Origin of the sequence: Pantoea sp. ACRSC (assembly GCF_022346785.1) — a bacterium.
Classification (GTDB): Bacteria; Pseudomonadota; Gammaproteobacteria; order Enterobacterales; family Enterobacteriaceae; genus Pantoea; species Pantoea alvi.
Genome location: NZ_JAKRNN010000009.1, coordinates 112,343 through 132,941 on the forward strand (window position 1 = coordinate 112,343; position 20,599 = coordinate 132,941).

Sequence of the window (20,599 nt, forward strand, 5' to 3'; positions counted from 1 at the left end):
CCATAACTATCCTTTGAATGCGTCAGGAGTAGAGTGTTGGAGCAGACCCCTCAAGCGCCCGCCACCATGAAAGATGTGGCTGAAAAGGCGGGCGTTTCAACCGCAACCGTCTCACGCGCGCTGATGAATCCTGAAAAAGTCTCGGCGGCGACGCGGCAAAAAGTCGAACAGGCGGTTATTGCCGTCGGCTATGCGTCGCACGGCCTGACGCGCAACGCCCGTCGCGGCGACACGCAGACGATTCTGGTGATTGTCCCCGATATCTGCGATCCCTTCTTTAGCGAAATTATTCGCGGCGTCGAAGTGACGGCGGCGCAGGAAGGCTATCTGGTACTGATTGGCGACTGCGCGCACCAGAATCAGCAAGAGAAGACCTTTCTCGATCTGCTGCTGACGCGTCAGATCGACGGCATGGTGCTGCTCGGTTCGCGGATCCCGTTCGATCCCGTTAATGAGGATCAGCGCAATCTGCCGCCGATGGTGATGGCGAATGAGTTCGCGCCGGAGATGGCGCTGCCTACCGTGCATATCGACAACCTGACGGCCGCTTTTGAGGCGGTTAACCATCTGCTGCAGCTGGGTCATCGCCAGATCGCCTGCATCGCCGGGCCGGAAGAGATGCCGCTGTGCCAGTACCGCACCCAGGGCTATATCCAGGCGCTGCGCCGCAGCAATCTTACCGTCGATCCCACCTATATCGTGCGGGGCGACTTCAGCTTTGAAGCGGGTGCGCAGGCGTTGAAACAGCTGATGGCGCTGCCGCAGCCGCCGCGCGCGCTCTTCTGTCACAGCGACATGCTGGCGCTCGGCGCAATGAATCAGGCGAAACGCCTCGGCCTGCGCGTGCCGCAGGATCTCTCGATTGTCGGCTTCGACGATATCGAACTCTCGCGCTACTGCGAGCCGCCGCTCACCACCGTGACGCAGCCGCGCTATCAGATTGGACGCGAAGCGATGCTGCTGCTGCTGGATGAGCTGCAGGGCAAGCGCGTAAACAACGGTTCACGTCTGCTGGACGCCGAACTCACCGTGCGCGGCAGCACGGCGCCTGAGAAGAAGCACGAGAAATAACCGCACTTTTGCGTTATTTTCAGTAGATTCTTAAAGCGAACACTGCTGGTCAAAGTTCCAACCCTTGAGTAACATGGCGGACTCCTTGCCGGGCGGTCTTTCCAGGCGTTTTCGCCCCATTGGCACGATTTTTTGAAGGGTATCAGAACGAGAGTGGCACAGAGAGATTATGTAGGCCGCGGGCGTTCAACAGGGACGCGTCGCAAAAAAAGCAGCACCAGCCGTGGAAAGAAAAGCAAAGGCGGTTCAGGTGTTTCCAAACTTCTTATCGGACTGGCCGTTGCGGTGCTGGTGACCTTTGCCGGTGGTTTATGGTTCCTTGCGCATCATAAAAAAGAAGATGTGCCGGTGATCCCGGATCATAAAGCCAACGGCAACGGTCTGCCGCCGAAGCCTGAAGAGCGCTGGAAATACATTAAAGAGCTGGAGAACCGTCAGGTCACGGTGCCGACGCCAACCGAACCTTCGGCGGGCGGCGAGATCGAGTCGCACACGCAGCTCACCGACGAACAGCGCCAGCTGCTGGAGCAGATGCAGGCGGATATGCGCCAGTCGCCGACGCAGCTGAACGAAGTGCCGTGGAACGAACAGACGCCGGCGCAGCGTCAGCAGACCCTGCAGCGCCAGCAGCAGCTTCAGATGCAGTCGCGTCAACAGCAGGCGCCGCAAAGCGCGCCGGCGCGTCAGCCGCAAACCACGCAGCCGAGCCAGCCTGCGCGCCAGACGCAGACCACGCATCAGTCTCAGCAGCAGCCGAGTACGCGTCCGGCGGCACAGCCGCGCCAGACTCAGCCTCAAACGCAGCAGCCTGCGCCCGTTACGCGCGAACCTGCGCAGGAGACAGCGAAGAAAGCGGCGGAAAAACCGGCCTCTTCGCAGCGCTGGATGGTGCAGTGCGGTTCATTTAAAGGCACCGACCAGGCGGAATCGGTACGCGCCGGTCTGGCGTTCGAAGGTTTCGAAAGCCGGATTACCACCGGCGGTGGCTGGAATCGCGTGGTGATAGGTCCGCTGAAGGATCGCAGCGCCGCCGACAGTACGCTGAAGCGGCTGCGCGGCAACGGCCATTCAAACTGTATTCCGCTCGCCGTCGGGGGTTGAAACCCGCCAAACCCGCCCCATATCTGGTTGCATGATGCGCCGCGCCTTGCCGCGCGGCGCTTTTTTTCTACTGCAACAAGGGGTCTGCCCGTGACAACAATAGTAAGCGTACGACGCAACGGACGAGTCGTTATCGGCGGTGATGGCCAGGCAACGCTCGGCAATACCGTTATGAAAGGCAACGTGAAAAAAGTGCGTCGTCTTTACAACGATAAAGTAATTGCCGGTTTCGCTGGCGGCACTGCAGATGCCTTCACGCTCTTTGAACTCTTCGAACGTAAACTGGAAATGCATCAGGGCCACCTGGTGAAAGCTGCCGTCGAGCTGGCGAAAGACTGGCGCACCGACCGTATGCTGCGCCGTCTGGAAGCGCTGCTGGCGGTCGCTGATGAAAACGCCTCGCTGATCATCAGCGGCAACGGCGACGTTATCCAGCCCGAAAACGATCTGATCGCCATTGGTTCCGGTGGCCCCTTCGCTCAGGCGGCAGCGCGTGCGCTGCTGGAGAATACCGAGCTGGGCGCGCATGAGATCGTCGCGAAATCCTTAGATATCGCAGGCGACATCTGCATCTACACTAACCACAATGTTAACTTCGAAGAACTGCCGTCCAGGGCGTAAGGATTAAAGATGTCTGAGATGACTCCCCGCGAAATCGTCAGCGAACTGAATCGCTTTATTATCGGCCAGGACGGCGCAAAAAAAGCTGTGGCCATCGCGCTGCGTAACCGCTGGCGTCGTATGCAGCTCGACGAAGAGCTGCGCCACGAGGTGACGCCGAAAAACATTCTGATGATCGGCCCGACCGGCGTCGGTAAAACCGAAATCGCCCGTCGCCTGGCGAAGCTCGCCAACGCGCCGTTTATTAAGGTAGAGGCGACTAAGTTCACCGAAGTGGGCTACGTCGGTAAAGAAGTCGACTCAATTATTCGCGACCTGACCGACGCCGCCGTGAAAATGGTGCGCAGCCAGGCGATTGAAAAGAACAAATACCGTGCCGAAGAGATGGCGGAAGAGCGCATCCTCGACGTGCTGATCCCGCCTGCCAAGAACAACTGGGGCCAGCCGGAGCAGAGCAGCGAACCCTCCGCCGCGCGCCAGTCGTTCCGCAAGAAGCTGCGCGAAGGCCAGCTGGACGATAAAGAGATTGAGATCGACCTCGCGGCCGCGCCGGCTGGCGTCGAAATCATGGCGCCTCCGGGCATGGAAGAGATGACCAACCAGCTTCAGTCGATGTTCCAGAATCTGGGCGGCCAGAAGCAGAAGCCACGCAAGCTGAAAATCAAAGATGCGATGAAGCTGCTGATTGAAGAAGAAGCGGCCAAGCTGGTTAATCCGGAAGAGCTGAAGCAGGATGCGATCGAAGCGGTCGAGCAGCACGGCATCGTGTTTATCGACGAGATCGACAAAATCTGTAAGCGCGGCCAGTCGTCCGGCCCGGACGTGTCGCGCGAAGGCGTACAGCGCGATCTGCTGCCGCTGGTAGAAGGCTGCACCGTATCGACCAAGCACGGCATGGTGAAAACCGATCACATTCTGTTTATCGCGTCAGGCGCGTTCCAGGTCGCCAGCCCGTCAGATCTGATCCCGGAACTGCAGGGCCGCCTGCCGATTCGCGTCGAGCTGCAGGCGCTGACCGTGAACGATTTCGAGCGCATCCTCACCGAGCCGAACGCCTCTGTGACCGTACAGTACAAAGCGCTGATGGGCACCGAAGGGGTGAACGTCGAGTTCACCGAAGATGGTATTCGCCGCATCGCCGAAGCGGCATGGCAGGTTAACGAGACCACCGAGAATATCGGCGCACGTCGTTTGCACACCGTGCTGGAGCGTCTGATGGAAGATATCTCCTATGACGCCAGCGATCGTCACGGCGACTCTGTCACCATCGACGCGGAATATGTCAGCAAGCACCTGGATGAACTGGTGGCGGACGAAGATCTCAGCCGCTTTATCCTGTAATTCTATTTTTCCATGCGCTTGCGCAAAGCCCGGCCACTGCGCCGGGCTTTTTTTTCTGCATGCTGCTGATGCAGCGCCTTTTTTTTCCGCTGATGATTTTGCCAACAATCCGCAACTGGCGGTATACTTACCGCTCCTGTGGCAAACAGATGGAACCACCATGAAATACGATACCTCTGAACTCTGCGACATCTACCATGAAGAAGTGAACGTTGTTGAGCCGCTTTTTTCAAACTTCGGTGGCCGCACCTCATTTGGTGGTCAGATAACCACAGTGAAATGTTTCGAAGACAACGGCCTGCTCTACGATCTGCTGGAAGAGAACGGCCGGGGCCGCGTGCTGGTGATTGACGGCGGCGGTTCGGTGCGTCGCGCGCTGGTGGATGCGCAGCTGGCGCGTCTGGCGATGGAAAGCGAATGGGAAGGCTTAGTGGTTTACGGCTCCGTGCGTCAGGTAGACGACCTGGAGGAGCTGGAGATCGGCATTCAGGCGATTGCCGCAGTGCCGGCAGGCGCGGCGGGTGAAGGCATCGGCGAGAGCGACGTGCGCGTTAATTTCGGCGGCGTCACCTTCTTTTCCGGCGACCATCTCTACGCCGACAATACCGGCATTATCCTCTCAGAAGATCCGCTCGATATCGAGTAACGCCGAAAACGAAAACGGGAGCGATGCGCTCCCGTTTTTCATAGTAATGAGGCGCTTACACCTCTTCCATTTTTCCCAGCAGTGCACGCAGGCGATCCTGCCACAGATGCTGCTCTTCCTTTAGCTGCTGATTTTCACGCACCAGCGAGTCATGATTGCCCGCCGCCTGTTGCGCTTCGTTTTTCAGCGCGTTGTTCTGCTCTTTCAGCTCTTCGATTTCCATCTGCAGCAGGGTGATGGTATCAATCGCCTGCTGAACTTTCGCTTCCAGTTTCTCAAATACTTCAAATGACATCTTTCTGACCTCTCCTAAATTCTCGCAGGGCGTTGATGATGCCAGCCTTAGCGCGTGACGCCCTGTATCAGCCAGGCCAGCAACAATGTTTCCGATTGTATGTAGCCTGATAGCGCAAGTCCAGCGACGCGGGCACTGCGGGCGCAGTCTGTAACACTTTTCGGCTTATACCTGGCCTGCTGCCGCTGCGCATGTACGCCGCGAAAAACCGAGGCGGCCAAAAAGTTGAAATGATGTTTCATGAAAGTGAAAAGGCGCGAAAACGCGCATTTTTATGACTCAGCACACAGATTTAGATTTCGCTATTTCTCGTTTATGCTCGTTAACGATAAATTCACATCAACCCTACAATAAAGCTGGGTGACTCATGGATTGAGAACAAAAACTGATAAAATTTAACCTCGCTTCAGGAATACCATTATGAGTCAGACATCGAACACACTGAAAGGGCAATGCATCGCCGAATTCATCGGTACCGGCTTGATTATCTTTTTTGGCGCAGGCTGCGTGGCCGCGCTGAAGGTCGCCGGAGCCGCATTCGGACAATGGGAAATCTGTATTATCTGGGGACTGGCCGTCTCCATGGCCGTCTACCTTACCGCTGGCGTTTCGGGCGCCCATCTTAACCCTGCCGTCACGGTGGCGCTTTGTCTGTTCGCCAACTTTGAAGGGCGCAAGGTGGTGCCTTATATCCTGGCGCAGGTCGCGGGCGCGTTCTGCGCTGCCGCGCTGGTTTATGGCCTTTATTACAATCTGTTCTTCGATTACGAGCAAAGCCACCAGATGGTGCGCGGCACGGTTCAGAGCCTGGATCTCGCCGGTATCTTCTCTACCTATCCTAACCCGCATATCAGCGTGGGCCAGGCGTTCCTGGTTGAAATGGTGATCACCGCAGTGCTGATGGCGGTCATCATGGCGCTGACTGACGATGGCAACGGCGTACCCCGTGGTCCGCTGGCGCCGCTGTTAATCGGCCTGCTGGTCGCCGTTATCGGTGGCGCGATGGGTCCGCTGACCGGCTTCGCCCTGAACCCGGCGCGTGATTTCGGACCCAAGCTGTTCGCCTTCTTTGCGGGTTGGGGTAACGTGGCCTTCACGGGCGGTAAAGATATCCCCTACTTCCTGGTACCGATCTTTGGCCCGTTAGTGGGAGCCTGCCTGGGCGCCTTCGGTTATCGCGCACTGATTGGCCGCCACCTGCCTGGCGCCGTACTGGTCACCAGCAAAACAGAAAAACCGGTCGCACGCGCTGAGCAGCGTAAAGCGTAAGTTTCACCTTTTCATCGGGAATGCATTATGACAACTACCACTGATAAAAAATATATTGTTGCGCTCGACCAGGGCACTACCAGCTCACGTGCCGTCGTGCTGGATCACGACGCCAATATCGTTGCGGTATCGCAGCGTGAATTTACCCAGATCTACCCGAAGGCTGGCTGGGTTGAACATGACCCGATGGATATCTGGGCTTCGCAGAGCTCTACGCTGGTAGAGGTGCTGGCGCACGCCGACATCCGTTCCGATGAGATTGCCGCAATCGGCATCACCAACCAGCGCGAAACCGCTATTGTCTGGGACAAAGAGACCGGCAAGCCGATCTATAACGCCATCGTGTGGCAGGATCCGCGCACCGCGGACTACTGCAACAAACTGAAAAAAGAGGGTCTGGAAGAGTATATCCAGCACACCACCGGCCTGGTGATTAACCCCTACTTCTCCGGCACCAAGGTAAAGTGGATCCTCGACCATGTCGAAGGGGCGCGCGAACGCGCGAAGCGTGGCGAGCTGCTGTTCGGCACCGTCGATACCTGGCTGGTATGGAAAATGACCCAGGGACGCGTGCATATTACCGATCATACCAACGCCTCTCGTACCATGATGTACAACATTCACAAGCTGGAATGGGATCAGCGCATGCTGGAGATCCTCGACATTCCGCGTGAAATGCTGCCGGAAGTTAAAGGCTCTTCAGAGGTTTACGGCCAGACCAACATCGGCGGTAAAGGCGGCACGCGTATTCCGATCGCCGGTATCGCAGGCGACCAGCAGGCGGCGCTCTACGGCCAGCTTTGCGTTCAGCCGGGCATGGCGAAAAACACCTACGGCACCGGCTGCTTTATGCTGATGAACACCGGCACCGAAGCAGTGACCTCTTCGCACGGCCTGCTGACCACCATCGCCTGCGGCCCGCGCGGCGAAGTGAACTACGCGCTGGAAGGCGCCGTGTTTATCGGCGGCGCCTCTATTCAGTGGCTGCGCGACGAGATGAAGCTGATCAGCGACTCCACCGACTCCGAGTACTTTGCGCTTAAGGTAAAAGATACCAACGGCGTTTATATGGTGCCGGCCTTCACCGGCCTGGGCGCGCCCTACTGGGACCCCTATGCGCGCGGAGCAATTTTCGGCCTGACGCGCGGCGCTAACGCCAACCACATTATTCGCGCCACCCTGGAGTCAATCGCCTACCAGACGCGCGACGTGCTGGAAGCGATGCAGAACGACGCCGACACCCGCCTGCAGTCGCTGCGCGTGGATGGCGGCGCGGTAGCGAACAACTTCCTGATGCAGTTCCAGTCGGACATTCTCGGCACGCGGGTTGAGCGTCCGGAAGTGCGCGAAGTGACCGCGCTGGGCGCGGCCTATCTGGCCGGTCTGGCGGTAGGTTTCTGGAACGACCTCGAAGAGGTGCGCGCCAAAGCGGTTATCGAGCGCGAATTCCGTCCGAGCATCGAAACCACCGAACGCAACGTCCGCTACGCTGGCTGGAAAAAAGCCGTGGCGCGAGCGCAGGCGTGGGAAGAGCACGACGAGTAACAGGAGAGCGTGCCAGCCACTGCCGGCACCCCTCTCAGCCTTCCGGGCCCGCGACGCTGTCGCGGGCTTTTTTTTGCCCTTCCGCGCTATGCTACACTGCCCTTTTTTCAGCAGGTGCAGGCCATGAAACGAGAACTTGCCATAGAATTTTCCCGCGTGACCGAAGCGGCGGCGTTAGCTGGCTATCGCTGGCTGGGACGCGGCGACAAAAACAGCGCCGACGGCGCTGCCGTCCACGCGATGCGACACGTCCTGAACACCATCGATATCGACGGCCAGATTGTGATTGGCGAAGGCGAGATTGACGAAGCGCCGATGCTCTATATCGGCGAGAAGGTCGGTAGCGGACGCGGTGACGCGGTTGATATCGCCGTCGATCCCATCGAAGGCACGCGCATGACCGCAATGGGCCAGGCCAACGCGCTGGCGGTGCTGGCGGTCGGGGACAAGGGCAGCTTTCTGCACGCGCCTGATATGTATATGGAGAAGCTGATTGTCGGTCCGGCAGCGCGCGGCCATATCGATCTCAACCTTCCGCTGGAAACCAATCTGCGCAATATCGCCGCGGCGCTGGATAAGCCGCTGGCGCAGCTGACGGTCTCCATTCTGGCGAAACCGCGCCACGACGCCGTTATCACCCAGCTGCAGCAGCTTGGCGTGCGCGTCTTCGCCTTCCCCGACGGCGACGTGGCGGCCTCTATTCTTACCTGTATGCCTGACAGCGAGGTGGACGTGCTCTACGGCATTGGCGGCGCGCCGGAAGGCGTGGTGTCGGCGGCGGTGATCCGCGCGCTGGATGGCGATATGCAAGGCCGTCTGCTGCCGCGTCATGAGGTTAAAGGCGAGAGCGAAGAGAATCGCCGCATCGGCGAGCAGGAGCTGGCGCGCTGCGACGAGATGGGTATTAAAGCGGGCGAGGTGTTACCGCTGGCGCGTATGGCGCGCAACGACAACGTGATCTTCGCCGCCACCGGCATTACCAGCGGCGACCTGCTGAAGGGAATTACGCGCCAGGGCAATATCGCCACCAGCGAAACCCTGCTGATACGCGGCAAATCGCGCACTATCCGCCGCATCCAGTCGATCCACTATCTGGACCGCAAAGACGCGGCGCTGCATCCCTTTATCCTGTAACCGTGTCGCTCTGACCTTCTGGCTGTCGCGACAGCGGCAGCCAGCACAGCAGCATCACCAGCGCGGTAGCGAACATCAGCATGCCCAGGCTGAACTGGTCGCGCTGCGGCAGCAGTGCCGACGCCCAGGCCACCACGCCCGATCCCAGATTTTGCAATCCCCCAATCAGCGCACCGGCGCTGCCGGCCAGCCACGCGTAGGGCTCCATCGCGCCGGAGGTCGCCAGCGGAAACAGCATGCCCGCGCCGAAGAAAAAGAGCACGGCAGGCACCAGCAGCGTCCAGATATTCATCATGCCGAACCACGCCGGGAGCCACATCAGCGCGCCCGCCAGCAGGCAGCTGTTGATGCCGATCCACATCAGGCTATGCCAGGAGCGCGCCTCGCGTCCGGCAAACCAGGCGCCGAAAAAGGCGGCGGGGATCGGCAGAATAAACAGAATGCTGACGGTCACGGCATCCAGTCCCAGCACCCCGCCCAGCAGCACGCCGCAGCTCGCCTCGAATACCGCAATCCCCGCCAGCGCGCCGATCAGCAGCACAATAAAACGCACAAAGCTGGCGTCGCGCAGCAGCCGCTGATAGCGGCGGAAAAAAGGCGTGACTTCGCCGCCTTGCGGGCGCGTCTCCGGCAGCCAGCGCATCATCGCGCCGGTCACTGAGAAGCAGAGCAGCAGCAGAAAGGCGAAACAGGCGTGCCAGCCAAACAGCTTCGTCAGCAGCGCGCCGATCACCGGTGCCAGCAGCGGGCTGACCAGCAGCCCCATATTGAGCAGGCTATTGGCCTGACGCAGCGCGACGCCCGAATAGAGGTCGCGCGGCATGGTGCGCGCCATCACGCCCGCAACGCCGGTGCCCAGCCCCTGAATGGCGCTGCCCAGCACCAGTATGTTCAGCGACGGCGCCAGCATCGCGGTGACGGCGCCGATCATAAAGATCGTCATGCCGGAGAGGATCACCGGACGACGACCGATGCTGTCAGAGAGCGGGCCGTAGATCAGCTGCGATCCGCCATAGGTCATCAGATAGGCCGCCATCACGCGCTGCAGCGTGCCGTCGTGCACGCCAAGGGCGTCAGCCATCTCGGCCATCGCCGGGACATAGATCGTCTGCGCCATCTGTCCAACCGCCAGCATTAAAATCAACATCAGCAGCAGCGGCCGATTTTCTATCTTCTTCATCGACATCTCAGTCTGGGAAATAAAATGAATTCAGCAGCAAAAGGCGCTGCATCGGGTTTATGGCGGGAAAAATATCAGGATTACGTGACAAATCGAGAGAGGGACGTAAAGAGGTCGACGTGAAGGGCGTCAAGTTTTCGTACCACCTTGTCAACCGCGGGCAACGGCGTGTTGAGACGTGCGGCGCATTTGTCGATTAGAGCCAAAAAACCGGCGCGCGGGTGGAAAAAGCGCCGCGCAGCCGCGATGATAACACTGTGCCTGAAAAATCAACGACCAGGAGAGTAATGATGGCTGAATGGGTCAATGCGCAAGTAAAGGAAGTGAAGAACTGGACGGACGCGCTGTTCAGTCTGCGGGTGCATGCGCCGATCGATGCGTTTACCGCCGGTCAGTTCGCCAAGCTGGCGCTGGAGATCGACGGCGAACGCGTGCAGCGCGCCTACTCTTACGTTAACGCCCCCAGCGATCCGCTGCTGGAGTTCTATCTGGTCACGGTGCCAGAAGGCAAACTGAGCCCGCGTCTGCACGCGCTCAGACCAGGCGACACCCTGATGGTAACCAAAGAGGCCGCCGGTTTTTTTGTGCTGGATGAGATCCCACCGTGCAAAACCCTGTGGATGCTGGCGACCGGCACGGCGATTGGGCCTTACCTCTCTATTCTGCAACAGGGCGAAGGGCTGGATCGCTTCGACCATATCGTGCTGGTACACGCGGTGCGCTACGCCGCGGATCTCAGCTACCTGCCGCTGATGCAGTCGCTGCAGCAGATCTACAACGGCAAGTTGCGCATTCAGACGGTGGTGAGCCGTGAAAACGCAGCGGGCTCGCTCACCGGCCGCGTACCGGTGCTGATCGAAAGCGGCGAACTGGAGCGCGCGGTCGGCCTGCCGATAGAGGCGGAGTCGGGCCATATTATGCTGTGCGGCAACCCGCAGATGGTGCGCGATACCCAGCAGATGCTGAAAGAGACGCGCGATATGCGTAAGCATCTGAAGCGTAAACCGGGGCATATCACCAGCGAGCACTACTGGTAAGCTGGCTGCGATGCGTTAATTCTTATGTCGGGGACGAATTTTGCCCGTCGCGCTTTTGACTTTCACAGGTAAAACCCGTTCTAATTTGGCGCAGAGTTTACTGGTCGAGCCAACGAAATGAAGAATTTGCCTGGCGCGCTGCTGCTGAGCCTTGCGCTAACGGCCCCGGCATTTGCCGCCGATCCCCCGCTGCGCGAGCGCAGTGAATCCGTGCCTGCCGCACCCTACCTGCTGGCGGGCGCGCCTACCTTTGATATGACCATCGGCCAGTTCCGCGAACGGTATAACGCCGCCAACGCCGACCTGCCGCTGATGGAGTATCGTGCCATCGATAACAGGAACGACAGCAGTCGCCTGACGCGCGCGGCGAGCAAAATCAGCGAAACCCTCTACGCCTCTACCGCGCTGGAGCAGGGAACCGGAAAAGTGAAAACGCTGCAGCTTACCTGGCTGCCGGTGCCGGGCCCGGATCAGAAAGCGTCGCAGGAGAAGGCGATGGCCTATATGACAGCGCTGCTGCGCTTTTTCGTACCCGGCCTTACGCCGGACGAAGCGCGGAAAAAGCTCAACGCGCTGCTGAGCGAAGGCAAAGGCGCGCGCTATTTTTCCCGCACAGAAGGCGCGCTGCGCTTCGTGGTGGCGGACAACGGCGACAAGGGTCTGACCTTCGCTATCGAGCCAATAAAACTGGCGCTGCCGCCTGCCGATCAGGGCGGCAAAAATGACGAAAAGCAAAGCCATTAACCTGATAGATCTCTATACTGTCTGGCAGTCTACGCTGCCTGCTGGCAGTGCAATTTAATGAATCGCGTAACGCGGAGGATAGAATGCGACATCCATTGGTTATGGGTAACTGGAAACTGAATGGCAGCAAGCAGATGACAGGCGAGCTGATCGAAGGCCTGCGCAAAGCGCTCTCCGGCGTTGACGGCTGCGGCGTGGCGATCGCCCCGCCGGCTATCTACCTCGACCAGGCGAAACACGCCATCTCCGGCAGCCATATCGCCTTGGGCGCGCAGAACGTCGACGTCAACCTCTCCGGCGCTTTTACCGGCGAAACCTCCGCGGACATGCTGAAAGATATCGGCGCGAAATATATCATTATCGGTCACTCTGAACGTCGTACCTACCACAAAGAGAGCGACGAGTTCATCGCGAAGAAATTCGCCGTGCTGAAAGCGGCAGGCCTGGTGCCGGTGCTGTGCATTGGTGAAACCGAAGCGGAAAACGAAGCGGGCCAGACGGAAGAAGTCTGCGCACGCCAGATCGACGCGGTGCTGGAAACTCAGGGCGCGGAAGCCTTTAACGGCGCGGTTATCGCCTATGAGCCGGTCTGGGCTATCGGCACCGGCAAATCAGCGACCCCGGCGCAGGCGCAGGCGGTGCACAAATTTATTCGCCAGCACATCGCGAAAAAAGACGCTGCGGTCGCCGAGCAGGTGATCATTCAGTACGGCGGCTCCGTTAACGACAAGAACGCGGCTGAACTCTTCACCCAGCCGGACATCGACGGCGCGCTGGTTGGCGGTGCCTCACTGAAGGCTGACGCCTTCGCCGTTATCGTTAAGGCAGCGGCAGAAGCGAAAAAAGCGTAACCTTCAATACGCAGAAAAGGCGGCCTTCAGGCCGCCTTTTTTATTGCCGCAATATCCCGCAGCTGTGGTCCTGCAGCTCCTCTGCCGATCCCCGGTTTAGCAACAGCCAGTTGCGCGCCAGCGCCATTATTGCCAGGCGTCCATCCGGCAGCGCCGCCAGCGCCAGGCCATATTTGCCCATTTCGCTGCGCGCGTTGGGGATCTCGTTCGCCACGCGGATAAACAGGCTCTGCTGCGTCAGCTCGGGCAGCGTGAGCGCGCGTATCTGGTAAGGGTGCTGAAGCAGCTTCTCCTCCTGCCAGCGGTCTGAAAGCGCGGGCGCGAGACGGTCCAGCGAGCGGCGTACGTCGGGACGCAGGCAGGAGATATGGATATGCAGCTGATTCTGGGTGCGGCCATACTCGGCGTTGATCGCCAGCGACAGCGCGCTGTCGGGAATGGGCGCGCCGCGCTTTGCCGCCAGCTGCGCACGTGCCTGCCAGGCGAAGGCAAAGAAATTGGGCGTCGCGGGGTCGAGCAGCGCCGGGCTTTCCATACCGCTGATTTTCGCCAGCGGGATCAGCAGATACTGCAGCGGCCCGTTGAGATCTTTGAGCAGCGCATAGCCCTGCTCAAGCTCGACGCGCTGACAGGGGGCGGGCGCGCCCGTTGCGCGCTGATTCGGCTCGCACTTTCCGCTGACGATGTGCCACAGCGCATCGCTGTTTTTATGCAGGTGGAGGGCGGCAACGACTAAACCGCTTATCAGGATCAACAGCAGCAGCGCAATCAGGCCCAGCGCACGGCGACGTTCCTGCATAGCAAAGCCCCTCTTTCCGATTTTTTTTTGCATCCTCGCCTGGCGACCACGCAATGTCACGCACAAATAAAAACGGCCAGCATGGTAGCTGACCGTCTTCACTGCGCTTGCGCGATTAAGGTTTCATCACCTGATCGTAGGTGCCGCCGTCGGCAAAGTGCGTTTTCTGCGCCTGCGTCCAGCCACCAAACTTATTATCGACGGTAAACAGCTTCACCGGCGCGAAGGTGCTGGCGAATTTCTTCGCCACTTCCGCATCGCGTGGGCGGTAGTAGTTTTGCGCGGCGATAGTCTGGCCTTCCGGCGAGTAGAGATATTTCAGATAGGCGTCCGCAACTTTACGCGTGCCCTGGCCGTCCACCACTTTATCCACGACGGAAACGGTCGGCTCCGCCAGAATGGATTCGCTCGGCGTTACGATTTCAAACTTGTCTTTACCCAGCTTATCGACCGCCAGGTAGGCTTCATTTTCCCAGGCGATCAGCACGTCGCCGATACCGCGTTCAACAAAGGTATTGGTTGCACCGCGTGCGCCGGAGTCCTGAACTTCGACGTTTTTAAACAGCGCTTTTACGTAGGCCAGCGCCTTCGCCTGGTCGCCGTTGTTCTGATCCAGCGCCCAGCCCCATGCCGCCAGATAGTTCCAGCGCGCGCCGCCTGAGGTCTTTGGATTCGGGGTGATAACAGAAACTCCTGGCTTAACTAAATCTGGCCAGTCGTGTATGCCTTTCGGGTTGCCTTTTCGCACCAGGAAAACAATGGTGGAGGTATAAGGCGCGGAGTTGTCGGGCAGACGCTTGAGCCAGTTCTTGTCAATGCGGCCGCGTTCGGCAATGGCATCGACATCGGATTGCAGCGCCAGGGTCACGACATCGGCGCGAATGCCGTTGATCACGGAGGTAGCCTGTTTGCCTGAGCCGCCGTGCGACTGGCGGATCACCACGTTATCGCCAGTTTCCTGCTTATAGTGGGCTGCAAAGGCTTTATTGTACTGCTCGTACAGCTCGCGCGTCGGATCGTAAGAGACGTTTAACAGCTGGTAATCCTTTGCCAGAACGCTGGCAGAGGCCAGCAGAAGGGTAATACCGATACTCCACTTGTTCATTATGCACGCTCCCGATGTCATCAGGCCGGTAGCGTGACATAAACCATTTTAGAGCTAAAAGAATTAAAAATAAGCATTTATAACTGGCAGGAATATAGATGGTTATAACAAAGGCGCGCCCGACGGACGCGCCTGATTACCGAAGTGGATCAATAGAGTTTTTTTGCGGTTTCCAGCCAGTCGCGCTTAAACGGACGCTTCATGTTTTCGATAGCGTCGATGATGTCGTGATGCACCATCTTCTCGTTCTGGATGCCGACGCAGCGGCCGCCGTAGCCCTGCAGCAGCAGCTCAATCGCATAGGCACCCATGCGTGAAGCGAGGATACGGTCGTAAGCGCAAGGCGCACCGCCGCGCTGAATATGACCAAGCACGGTCGCGCGCGTTTCGCGTTTGGTTTCCGCTTCGATGTACTTCGCCAGATCGTCGATATCACAGATATGCTCGGTAATCGCCACGATCGCGTGCTTTTTGCCTTTCGCGATGCCCGCTTTAATCTCCATCACCAGCTCTTCGCGGGTATAGGGGATTTCCGGCAGCACGATAAATTCGCAACCGCCGGCAATCGCCGCCGCCAGGGTCAGGTCACCGCAGTAGCGGCCCATCACCTCGACAATAGAGATGCGCTGGTGCGAAGAAGAGGTGTCGCGCAGGCGGTCGATCGCCTCCACCACGGTTTCCAGCGCGGTGAAGTAGCCGATGGTGTAGTCAGTGCCCGCTACGTCGTTATCGATGGTGCCCGGCAGACCAATGCAGGGGAAGCCCATTTCGGTCAGACGCTTCGCGCCCATATAGGAGCCGTCACCGCCGATAACCACCAGCGCGTCGATGCCGCGCTTTTTCATATTCTCAATGGCGACCTGACGTACTTCGTCATTGCGGAACTCGGGAAAACGCGCCGAGCCCAGGAAGGTACCGCCGCGGTTAATCATATCCGACACGCTGTAGCGGTCGAGGTTGATCATCCGGTCTTCGTACAATCCCAGATAGCCGTCATAGATACCAAAAACTTCCAGTCCTTCGCTCAGCGCTGAGCGCACAACGCCGCGAATGGCTGCGTTCATGCCGGGGGCGTCGCCGCCGCTGGTCAATACACCAATTTTTTTGATCATGACAACCTCTGGATTGTTAAAACGAAAAGTTAATCCTGCCTGTCGTGCGCCGTCAAACGGCTTACCCTATGCGCGACCCGTGATGGCAGATAGTATATCAAAGGCTTGCAGCTGAATTGATTCAGGTCAGACAAGTTTTCACTAAATTTTTTGCAGTAATGTTAGCGCTTCGTCATTTTAAATAGATGGAACTGATTCAATCAGGTTAAAAGCCGGGTGAGTTCTGCTGTTCAATCGGTACGACCGAACAGGGATCCTGGTGAATAATGACGTCCGAACCAGGGAAACGCTGACGCAGCGCTTTCTCTACCTGATCCGCTACGCGATGCGCCTGCACCAGCGGTAAATCGTCGTCCAGCTCCAGATGCAGCTGTATAAATTTCGTCGGCCCTGACTGGCGCGTTCGCACGTCGTGCACGCCCTCTACGCCCGGCCAGTTCAGCGCCAGATTGAGAATAATGTTGTGCTCCTCTTCGGGCAGCGCGCGGTCCAGCAGCGACTGCACGGCGTCGTAACCCATACGCAGCGCGCTGTAGAGAATATAGGCACCGATGCCTAACGCGAACAGCGCGTCTGCGCGGGCGAAGCCGTAGCTGCTTAAGGCCAGCGCAATCAGAATAGCGCCGTTCATCACCACATCGGACTGGTAGTGCAGCATATCGGCGCGAATCGCCTGGCTGTGGGTGTGGCGCACCACCCAGCGCTGAAACGCCACCAGCAGCAGAGTGGAACAGAGCGCTACCACGGTAACCACCACCCCGACCAGCGGCGCGCGTAGCGTATTCGGCGAAGCCAGATGCTGAATCCCGGTCAGAAACAAGAACAGCGCCGAACCGGAGATAAACATGCTTTGCGCCAGCGCCGCCAGCGACTCCGCTTTGCCGTGACCAAAAGTATGGTTGGCGTCAGCGGGCTGTAGCGCATAGCGCACCACCAAAAGATTGGTCAGCGAGGCGGCGATGTCTACCAGCGAGTCGACCAGGCCGGCCAGCAGGCTGACGGAGCCGGTATACCACCAGGCGAAAATTTTCACGAACAGTAGACAGGTCGCCAGGATGGTCGCCGCAAGCGCCGCGCGCTTTACCAGACGAGCGTAGGTGGGTTGCATAGTGTGCTCCCTCAGCCATTACAGGCATGCACCCGAAATAAAGGAATGGCTAAAGTTTAACATCCAGATTGTCGCTGCGCATAAACCCTGCGTACTCAGGAAATAAAGGCTGGCAGAATGCCAGAAAAAACAAACCCCGCCCTCAAAGAGGACGGGGTACCGTTTCCCACCTGGGGAAACGCACGAGTACAGCTGAGCTCGTTAAATATCAGGAAGAGCTGCGGCCGCCGCCGTGGCTGTTCTGACCGCCTTTTTTGCCTGCTTCAGAGGCTTTCTCACGGTCATTTTTGAAGTTACCGCCGCTGTTTTGTCCGCCTTTTTTACCAGCTTCAGAGGCTTTCTGCGGGTTGTCTGCGAAATTGCCTGAACCACCACGATGTTCTGCCATAACTTACTCCGTTAATATATTCAGATTGATTTACGTAATGTGGTTAATGCACTCCATTTATATTCCCGGGATGTCCGCCTTCCTTGCTGCGACAGGATTAAGTGTAGAAGTAAGCCATAAGAATTCAAGAAATTAATAAATTATATAACATATTGATTTAAATCAACTTTACTCAATGATGAAAAACTTATTATCTTCTTATCATATATTTAAACAATTCATCGCTTCGCTTCGCTTTATTTATTTAATTTCGTTTCGCTTATCGCTATATTTTTACGGCATAACTTATAGCGCTAAAAAAATAAACGAGACGAGAAAGAAGTGGGGTTATTAATTACCAGAAGATCTATGCGGTTAATGACTTTGTTAAATAAAGCGTTGATGCCGGGCGGGTGCCAGCCCACCAGGATTGACCCTGCAGCTGGGAACGCGCAAAAAAGGCAAAAAAAACCCCGCCATCATGGCGGGGAAGACAGGGATGGTGTCTATGGCAAGGAAAACAGGGATACTATGTTACTGGTTACTGCTGGTACTACTCACTGCTTGCAGTGATGATGCTGACTGCAAATTCGAGAGCTTGCGCAGCTCGGCAAGCCGCCGCTCGTAATTCTTCTGCAACGCGGCCTGCTGCGCCGGCGTTAGCAAGTGATACATCTGGTTGCGAATGCGCGCCATCTCGACATGCTGTTCGATTTGCGCCTGCGCGATTTTCTCAGCCTGGGCGCGGATAGCCGCTTCGTTAAACGTGTCCGCCGTAATCAGACCATGCATGTTTTCGATATCGCTGATGCTGACAGGGGAACGTTCATATCGCGCCTGCTGCATCAGGTCTCGCATCTGTTGACGCTGCTCTTCCGTCAACTCGATGCCGTCGAACATGTGGCTTTGCGGATTTTGCGTCATACTGCCTGTCGTCAATCCGCCTTGATGCATTTGGTCAATCGTCGTCGTGTCTGCTACTCCTGCGCTGGCGTAATTGAGAACCATCGCTGAGGCAATGACGACGGCGGTTACTGTGCGCATCGTTTACTCCAGTTCGTTCCGTTTTGCGATTCAACGAGAGCCAGTGTACGGCGACAGCTGCAAACATCCGTCAGGGGGTGTAAAACTACGTAAAGCGTTGGATTGACAAGTCAGGAACACGGTATTTTGCCTGCGGAGGGCAATAAAAAATGAATAAAATCCTGTTGGTTGACGATGACCGCGAATTAACTTCGCTGCTTAAAGAACTGTTAGAAATGGAAGGGTTTGAAGTGGTGGTAGCCAGCGACGGCGAACAGGCGTTGAGCCTGCTGGATAACTCCATTGATCTACTTTTGCTCGACGTGATGATGCCGAAAAAGAACGGTATCGACACGCTGAAAGAACTACGCCAGCAACATCAGACGCCCGTCATTATGTTAACCGCGCGCGGAAGCGAGCTGGATCGCGTGCTGGGGCTCGAACTGGGCGCAGATGACTATCTGCCTAAGCCGTTTAACGATCGCGAGCTGGTGGCGCGTATACGCGCGATTCTGCGCCGTTCCAACTGGAGCGAACAGCAACAGCAGCACGACAGCAGCTCGCCGACGCTGGAAGTCGACTGCCTGCGCCTGAACCCCGGCCGTCAGGAGGCGAGTTTCGACAATCAGACGCTGGATCTCACCGGCACAGAGTTCACCCTGCTCTACCTGCTGGCGCAGCATCTGGGTCAGGTCGTCTCGCGCGAGCATCTGAGCCAGGAAGTGCTTGGCAAGCGTCTGACGCCGTTTGACCGCGCCATCGATATGCATATCTCCAACCTGCGCCGCAAACTGCCTGAGCGCCGCGACGGCCATCCGTGGTTTAAAACCCTGCGCGGCCGCGGCTATCTGATGGTTTCAGCTTCATGATTGGCAGCCTCACCACCCGCATCTTCGCTATTTTCTGGTTAACCCTGGCGCTGGTGTTGATGCTGGTATTGATGGTGCCCAAGCTGGATTCGCGTCAGATGGTCTCGCTGCTTGATAGCGAGCAGCGCCAGGGCACGATGATTGAGCAACATGTTGAAGTGGAGCTGGCGCAGGATCCGCCCAACGATTTAATGTGGTGGCGCCGACTCTCCCGCGCCATCGACAAGTGGGCGCCGCCTGGCCAGCGTCTGCTGCTGGTCACCAGCGAAGGCCGCGTGATAGGCGCGCAGCATAATGAAATGCAGGTGATTCGCAACTTTATCGGGCAGTCCGACAACGCCGATCATCCGCAGAAAAAGAAGTATGGCCGTATCGAAATGGTCGGCCCCTTCGCAGTGCGCGACGGCGAAGATAACTATCAGCTCTACCTGATTCGTCCGGCGACCAGTTCGCAGCTCGATTTCATTAACTTGCTGTTCGACCGGCCGCTGCTGCTGCTGATTGTCACCATGCTGATCAGCTCGCCGCTGCTGCTGTGGCTGGCGTGGAGCCTGGCGCGACCGGCACGCAAGCTTAAATATGCGGCGGATGAAGTCGCCAGCGGTAATTTGCGCCAGCATCCAGAACTGGAATCGGGCCCGCAGGAGTTTCTCGCCGCTGGCTCCAGCTTTAACCAGATGGTTAGCGCGCTCGAGCGCATGATGACGTCACAGCAGCGTCTGCTGTCGGATATCAGCCATGAGCTGCGCACGCCGCTGACGCGTCTGCAGCTGGCCACGGCGCTGCTGCGCCGCCGACACGGCGAAGGCAAAGAGCTGGAGCGCATCGAAACCGAGGCGCAGCGTCTGGACGGCATGATCAACGATTTGCTGGTGCTGTCGCGCACCCAGCACAAGAACGCGCTGGTCAGCGAGGCGATGAAAGCTAATCAGCTCTGGAACGACGTGCTGGAAGATGCGAAATTTGAAGCCGAGCAGATGGGCAAGCAGCTCGACGTGCCCTATCCGCCCGGCCCCTGGCCGCTCTACGGCAACCCGCATGCGCTGGAGAGCGCGCTGGAAAATATCGTGCGCAATGCGCTGCGCTACTCGCACTCGCATATCAGCGTCAGCTTTTCGGTGGATATCAGCGGCCTGACGGTGCACGTCGACGATGACGGCCCAGGGGTCAGCCCGGAAGATCGCGAGCAGATATTCCGTCCCTTCTACCGCACCGATGAGGCACGCGACCGCGAATCCGGCGGTACCGGGCTCGGCCTGGCGATTGTTGAAACCGCCATCCAGCAGCACCGCGGCTGGGTCAAGGCGGACGACAGCCCGCTTGGTGGCCTGCGCCTGACGCTCTGGCTGCCGCTCTACTCCTCCAGCCGTCAATAATTTGC

General features: G+C 58.1%; 21 protein-coding genes. 13 read left to right on the top strand and 8 right to left on the bottom strand.

What is annotated here, in order from left to right; translation table 11 throughout:
• Nucleotides 1-36: 36 nt before the first annotated feature.
• From cytR to rraA, 5 genes are all read left to right on the top strand, one after another.
• On the top strand, nt 37-1,071 hold the full coding sequence (cytR, locus tag MHZ97_RS11100) for a DNA-binding transcriptional regulator CytR (RefSeq protein WP_103797265.1): 1,035 nt from the start codon (nt 37-39) through the stop codon (nt 1,069-1,071).
• 153 nt (nt 1,072-1,224) lie between these two features.
• The gene (ftsN, locus tag MHZ97_RS11105; RefSeq protein WP_239314570.1) at nt 1,225-2,172 is read left to right on the top strand and encodes a cell division protein FtsN; all 948 of its coding nucleotides are present in this window, start codon (nt 1,225-1,227) and stop codon (nt 2,170-2,172) included.
• A 90-nt stretch (nt 2,173-2,262) separates the two neighbouring features.
• Nucleotides 2,263-2,793 carry an ATP-dependent protease subunit HslV gene (gene hslV, locus MHZ97_RS11110; RefSeq protein WP_103797267.1) on the top strand — a complete coding sequence of 177 codons (531 nt, stop codon included), beginning with the start codon at nt 2,263-2,265 and terminating at the stop codon, nt 2,791-2,793.
• Between the two features lie 9 nt (nt 2,794-2,802).
• Nucleotides 2,803-4,134, top strand: coding sequence for an HslU--HslV peptidase ATPase subunit (gene hslU / locus MHZ97_RS11115; protein WP_033754427.1), 1,332 nt, complete (start codon nt 2,803-2,805; stop codon nt 4,132-4,134).
• 160 nt (nt 4,135-4,294) lie between these two features.
• Nucleotides 4,295-4,780 (top strand): ribonuclease E activity regulator RraA, encoded by a 486-nt coding sequence (gene rraA / locus MHZ97_RS11120; RefSeq protein WP_239314571.1) that lies wholly within the window; start codon nt 4,295-4,297, stop codon nt 4,778-4,780.
• 55 nt (nt 4,781-4,835) lie between these two features.
• Here rraA and zapB read toward each other — a convergent pair whose 3' ends face one another.
• The gene (gene zapB, locus MHZ97_RS11125; RefSeq protein WP_033754422.1) at nt 4,836-5,075 is read right to left on the bottom strand and encodes a cell division protein ZapB; all 240 of its coding nucleotides are present in this window, start codon (nt 5,073-5,075) and stop codon (nt 4,836-4,838) included.
• Nucleotides 5,076-5,495: 420 nt separating this feature from the next.
• Between zapB and MHZ97_RS11130 the strand changes: the two genes are divergently transcribed.
• The 3 genes from MHZ97_RS11130 (at nt 5,496) to glpX (ending at nt 9,023) form a co-directional block, all read left to right on the top strand.
• Nucleotides 5,496-6,344: an MIP/aquaporin family protein gene (locus MHZ97_RS11130; RefSeq protein ID WP_103797268.1), complete on the top strand. Its 849-nt coding sequence runs from the start codon at nt 5,496-5,498 to the stop codon at nt 6,342-6,344.
• Between the two features lie 27 nt (nt 6,345-6,371).
• Complete coding sequence (glpK, locus tag MHZ97_RS11135) at nt 6,372-7,889, top strand: glycerol kinase GlpK (RefSeq protein WP_103797269.1); 1,518 nt, start codon at nt 6,372-6,374, stop codon at nt 7,887-7,889.
• 123 nt (nt 7,890-8,012) lie between these two features.
• Nucleotides 8,013-9,023, top strand: a complete 1,011-nt coding sequence (gene glpX / locus MHZ97_RS11140; RefSeq protein ID WP_239314572.1) for a class II fructose-bisphosphatase — start codon at nt 8,013-8,015, stop codon at nt 9,021-9,023.
• Here glpX and emrD read toward each other — a convergent pair.
• Complete coding sequence (gene emrD / locus MHZ97_RS11145) at nt 9,013-10,203, bottom strand: multidrug efflux MFS transporter EmrD (protein WP_239314573.1); 1,191 nt, start codon at nt 10,201-10,203, stop codon at nt 9,013-9,015. The two genes, glpX and emrD, sit on opposite strands and share 11 nt — an antisense overlap.
• 290 nt (nt 10,204-10,493) lie before the next feature.
• On the opposite strand from emrD, the gene fpr reads away from it, so the two are divergent.
• The 3 genes from fpr (at nt 10,494) to tpiA (ending at nt 12,835) form a co-directional block, all read left to right on the top strand.
• Entirely contained in the window at nt 10,494-11,240 is a 747-nt protein-coding gene (gene fpr, locus MHZ97_RS11150; protein ID WP_239314574.1) for a ferredoxin--NADP(+) reductase, read from the top strand.
• Nucleotides 11,241-11,357: 117 nt separating this feature from the next.
• Nucleotides 11,358-11,984 (top strand): DUF1454 family protein, encoded by a 627-nt coding sequence (locus tag MHZ97_RS11155; protein ID WP_103797271.1) that lies wholly within the window; start codon nt 11,358-11,360, stop codon nt 11,982-11,984.
• 83 nt (nt 11,985-12,067) lie between these two features.
• Nucleotides 12,068-12,835, top strand: coding sequence for a triose-phosphate isomerase (gene tpiA / locus MHZ97_RS11160; RefSeq protein WP_033792844.1), 768 nt, complete (start codon nt 12,068-12,070; stop codon nt 12,833-12,835).
• A 40-nt stretch (nt 12,836-12,875) separates the two neighbouring features.
• On the opposite strand, the gene MHZ97_RS11165 is transcribed toward tpiA, so the two are convergent.
• The 6 genes from MHZ97_RS11165 to cpxP form a co-directional block, all read right to left on the bottom strand.
• The gene (locus MHZ97_RS11165; protein WP_239314575.1) at nt 12,876-13,634 is read right to left on the bottom strand and encodes a CDP-diacylglycerol diphosphatase; all 759 of its coding nucleotides are present in this window, start codon (nt 13,632-13,634) and stop codon (nt 12,876-12,878) included.
• 115 nt (nt 13,635-13,749) lie between these two features.
• Nucleotides 13,750-14,739: a sulfate ABC transporter substrate-binding protein gene (locus tag MHZ97_RS11170; RefSeq protein ID WP_103797273.1), complete on the bottom strand. Its 990-nt coding sequence runs from the start codon at nt 14,737-14,739 to the stop codon at nt 13,750-13,752.
• A 149-nt stretch (nt 14,740-14,888) separates the two neighbouring features.
• Nucleotides 14,889-15,851: a 6-phosphofructokinase gene (gene pfkA, locus MHZ97_RS11175; protein WP_033754393.1), complete on the bottom strand. Its 963-nt coding sequence runs from the start codon at nt 15,849-15,851 to the stop codon at nt 14,889-14,891.
• A 205-nt stretch (nt 15,852-16,056) separates the two neighbouring features.
• Nucleotides 16,057-16,959: a CDF family cation-efflux transporter FieF gene (gene fieF / locus MHZ97_RS11180; protein ID WP_103797274.1), complete on the bottom strand. Its 903-nt coding sequence runs from the start codon at nt 16,957-16,959 to the stop codon at nt 16,057-16,059.
• 208 nt (nt 16,960-17,167) lie between these two features.
• Nucleotides 17,168-17,347: a general stress protein gene (locus MHZ97_RS11185; protein WP_081137847.1), complete on the bottom strand. Its 180-nt coding sequence runs from the start codon at nt 17,345-17,347 to the stop codon at nt 17,168-17,170.
• Nucleotides 17,348-17,860: 513 nt separating this feature from the next.
• Complete coding sequence (cpxP, locus tag MHZ97_RS11190) at nt 17,861-18,370, bottom strand: cell-envelope stress modulator CpxP (RefSeq protein WP_103797275.1); 510 nt, start codon at nt 18,368-18,370, stop codon at nt 17,861-17,863.
• 149 nt (nt 18,371-18,519) lie between these two features.
• On the opposite strand from cpxP, the gene cpxR reads away from it, so the two are divergent.
• Both cpxR and cpxA read left to right on the top strand, forming a co-directional pair.
• Entirely contained in the window at nt 18,520-19,218 is a 699-nt protein-coding gene (gene cpxR, locus MHZ97_RS11195) for an envelope stress response regulator transcription factor CpxR (protein WP_103797276.1), read from the top strand.
• Nucleotides 19,215-20,594, top strand: coding sequence for an envelope stress sensor histidine kinase CpxA (gene cpxA / locus MHZ97_RS11200; protein ID WP_239314576.1), 1,380 nt, complete (start codon nt 19,215-19,217; stop codon nt 20,592-20,594). Before cpxR ends, cpxA begins: the two co-directional genes overlap by 4 nt.
• Nucleotides 20,595-20,599: the final 5 nt, after the last annotated feature.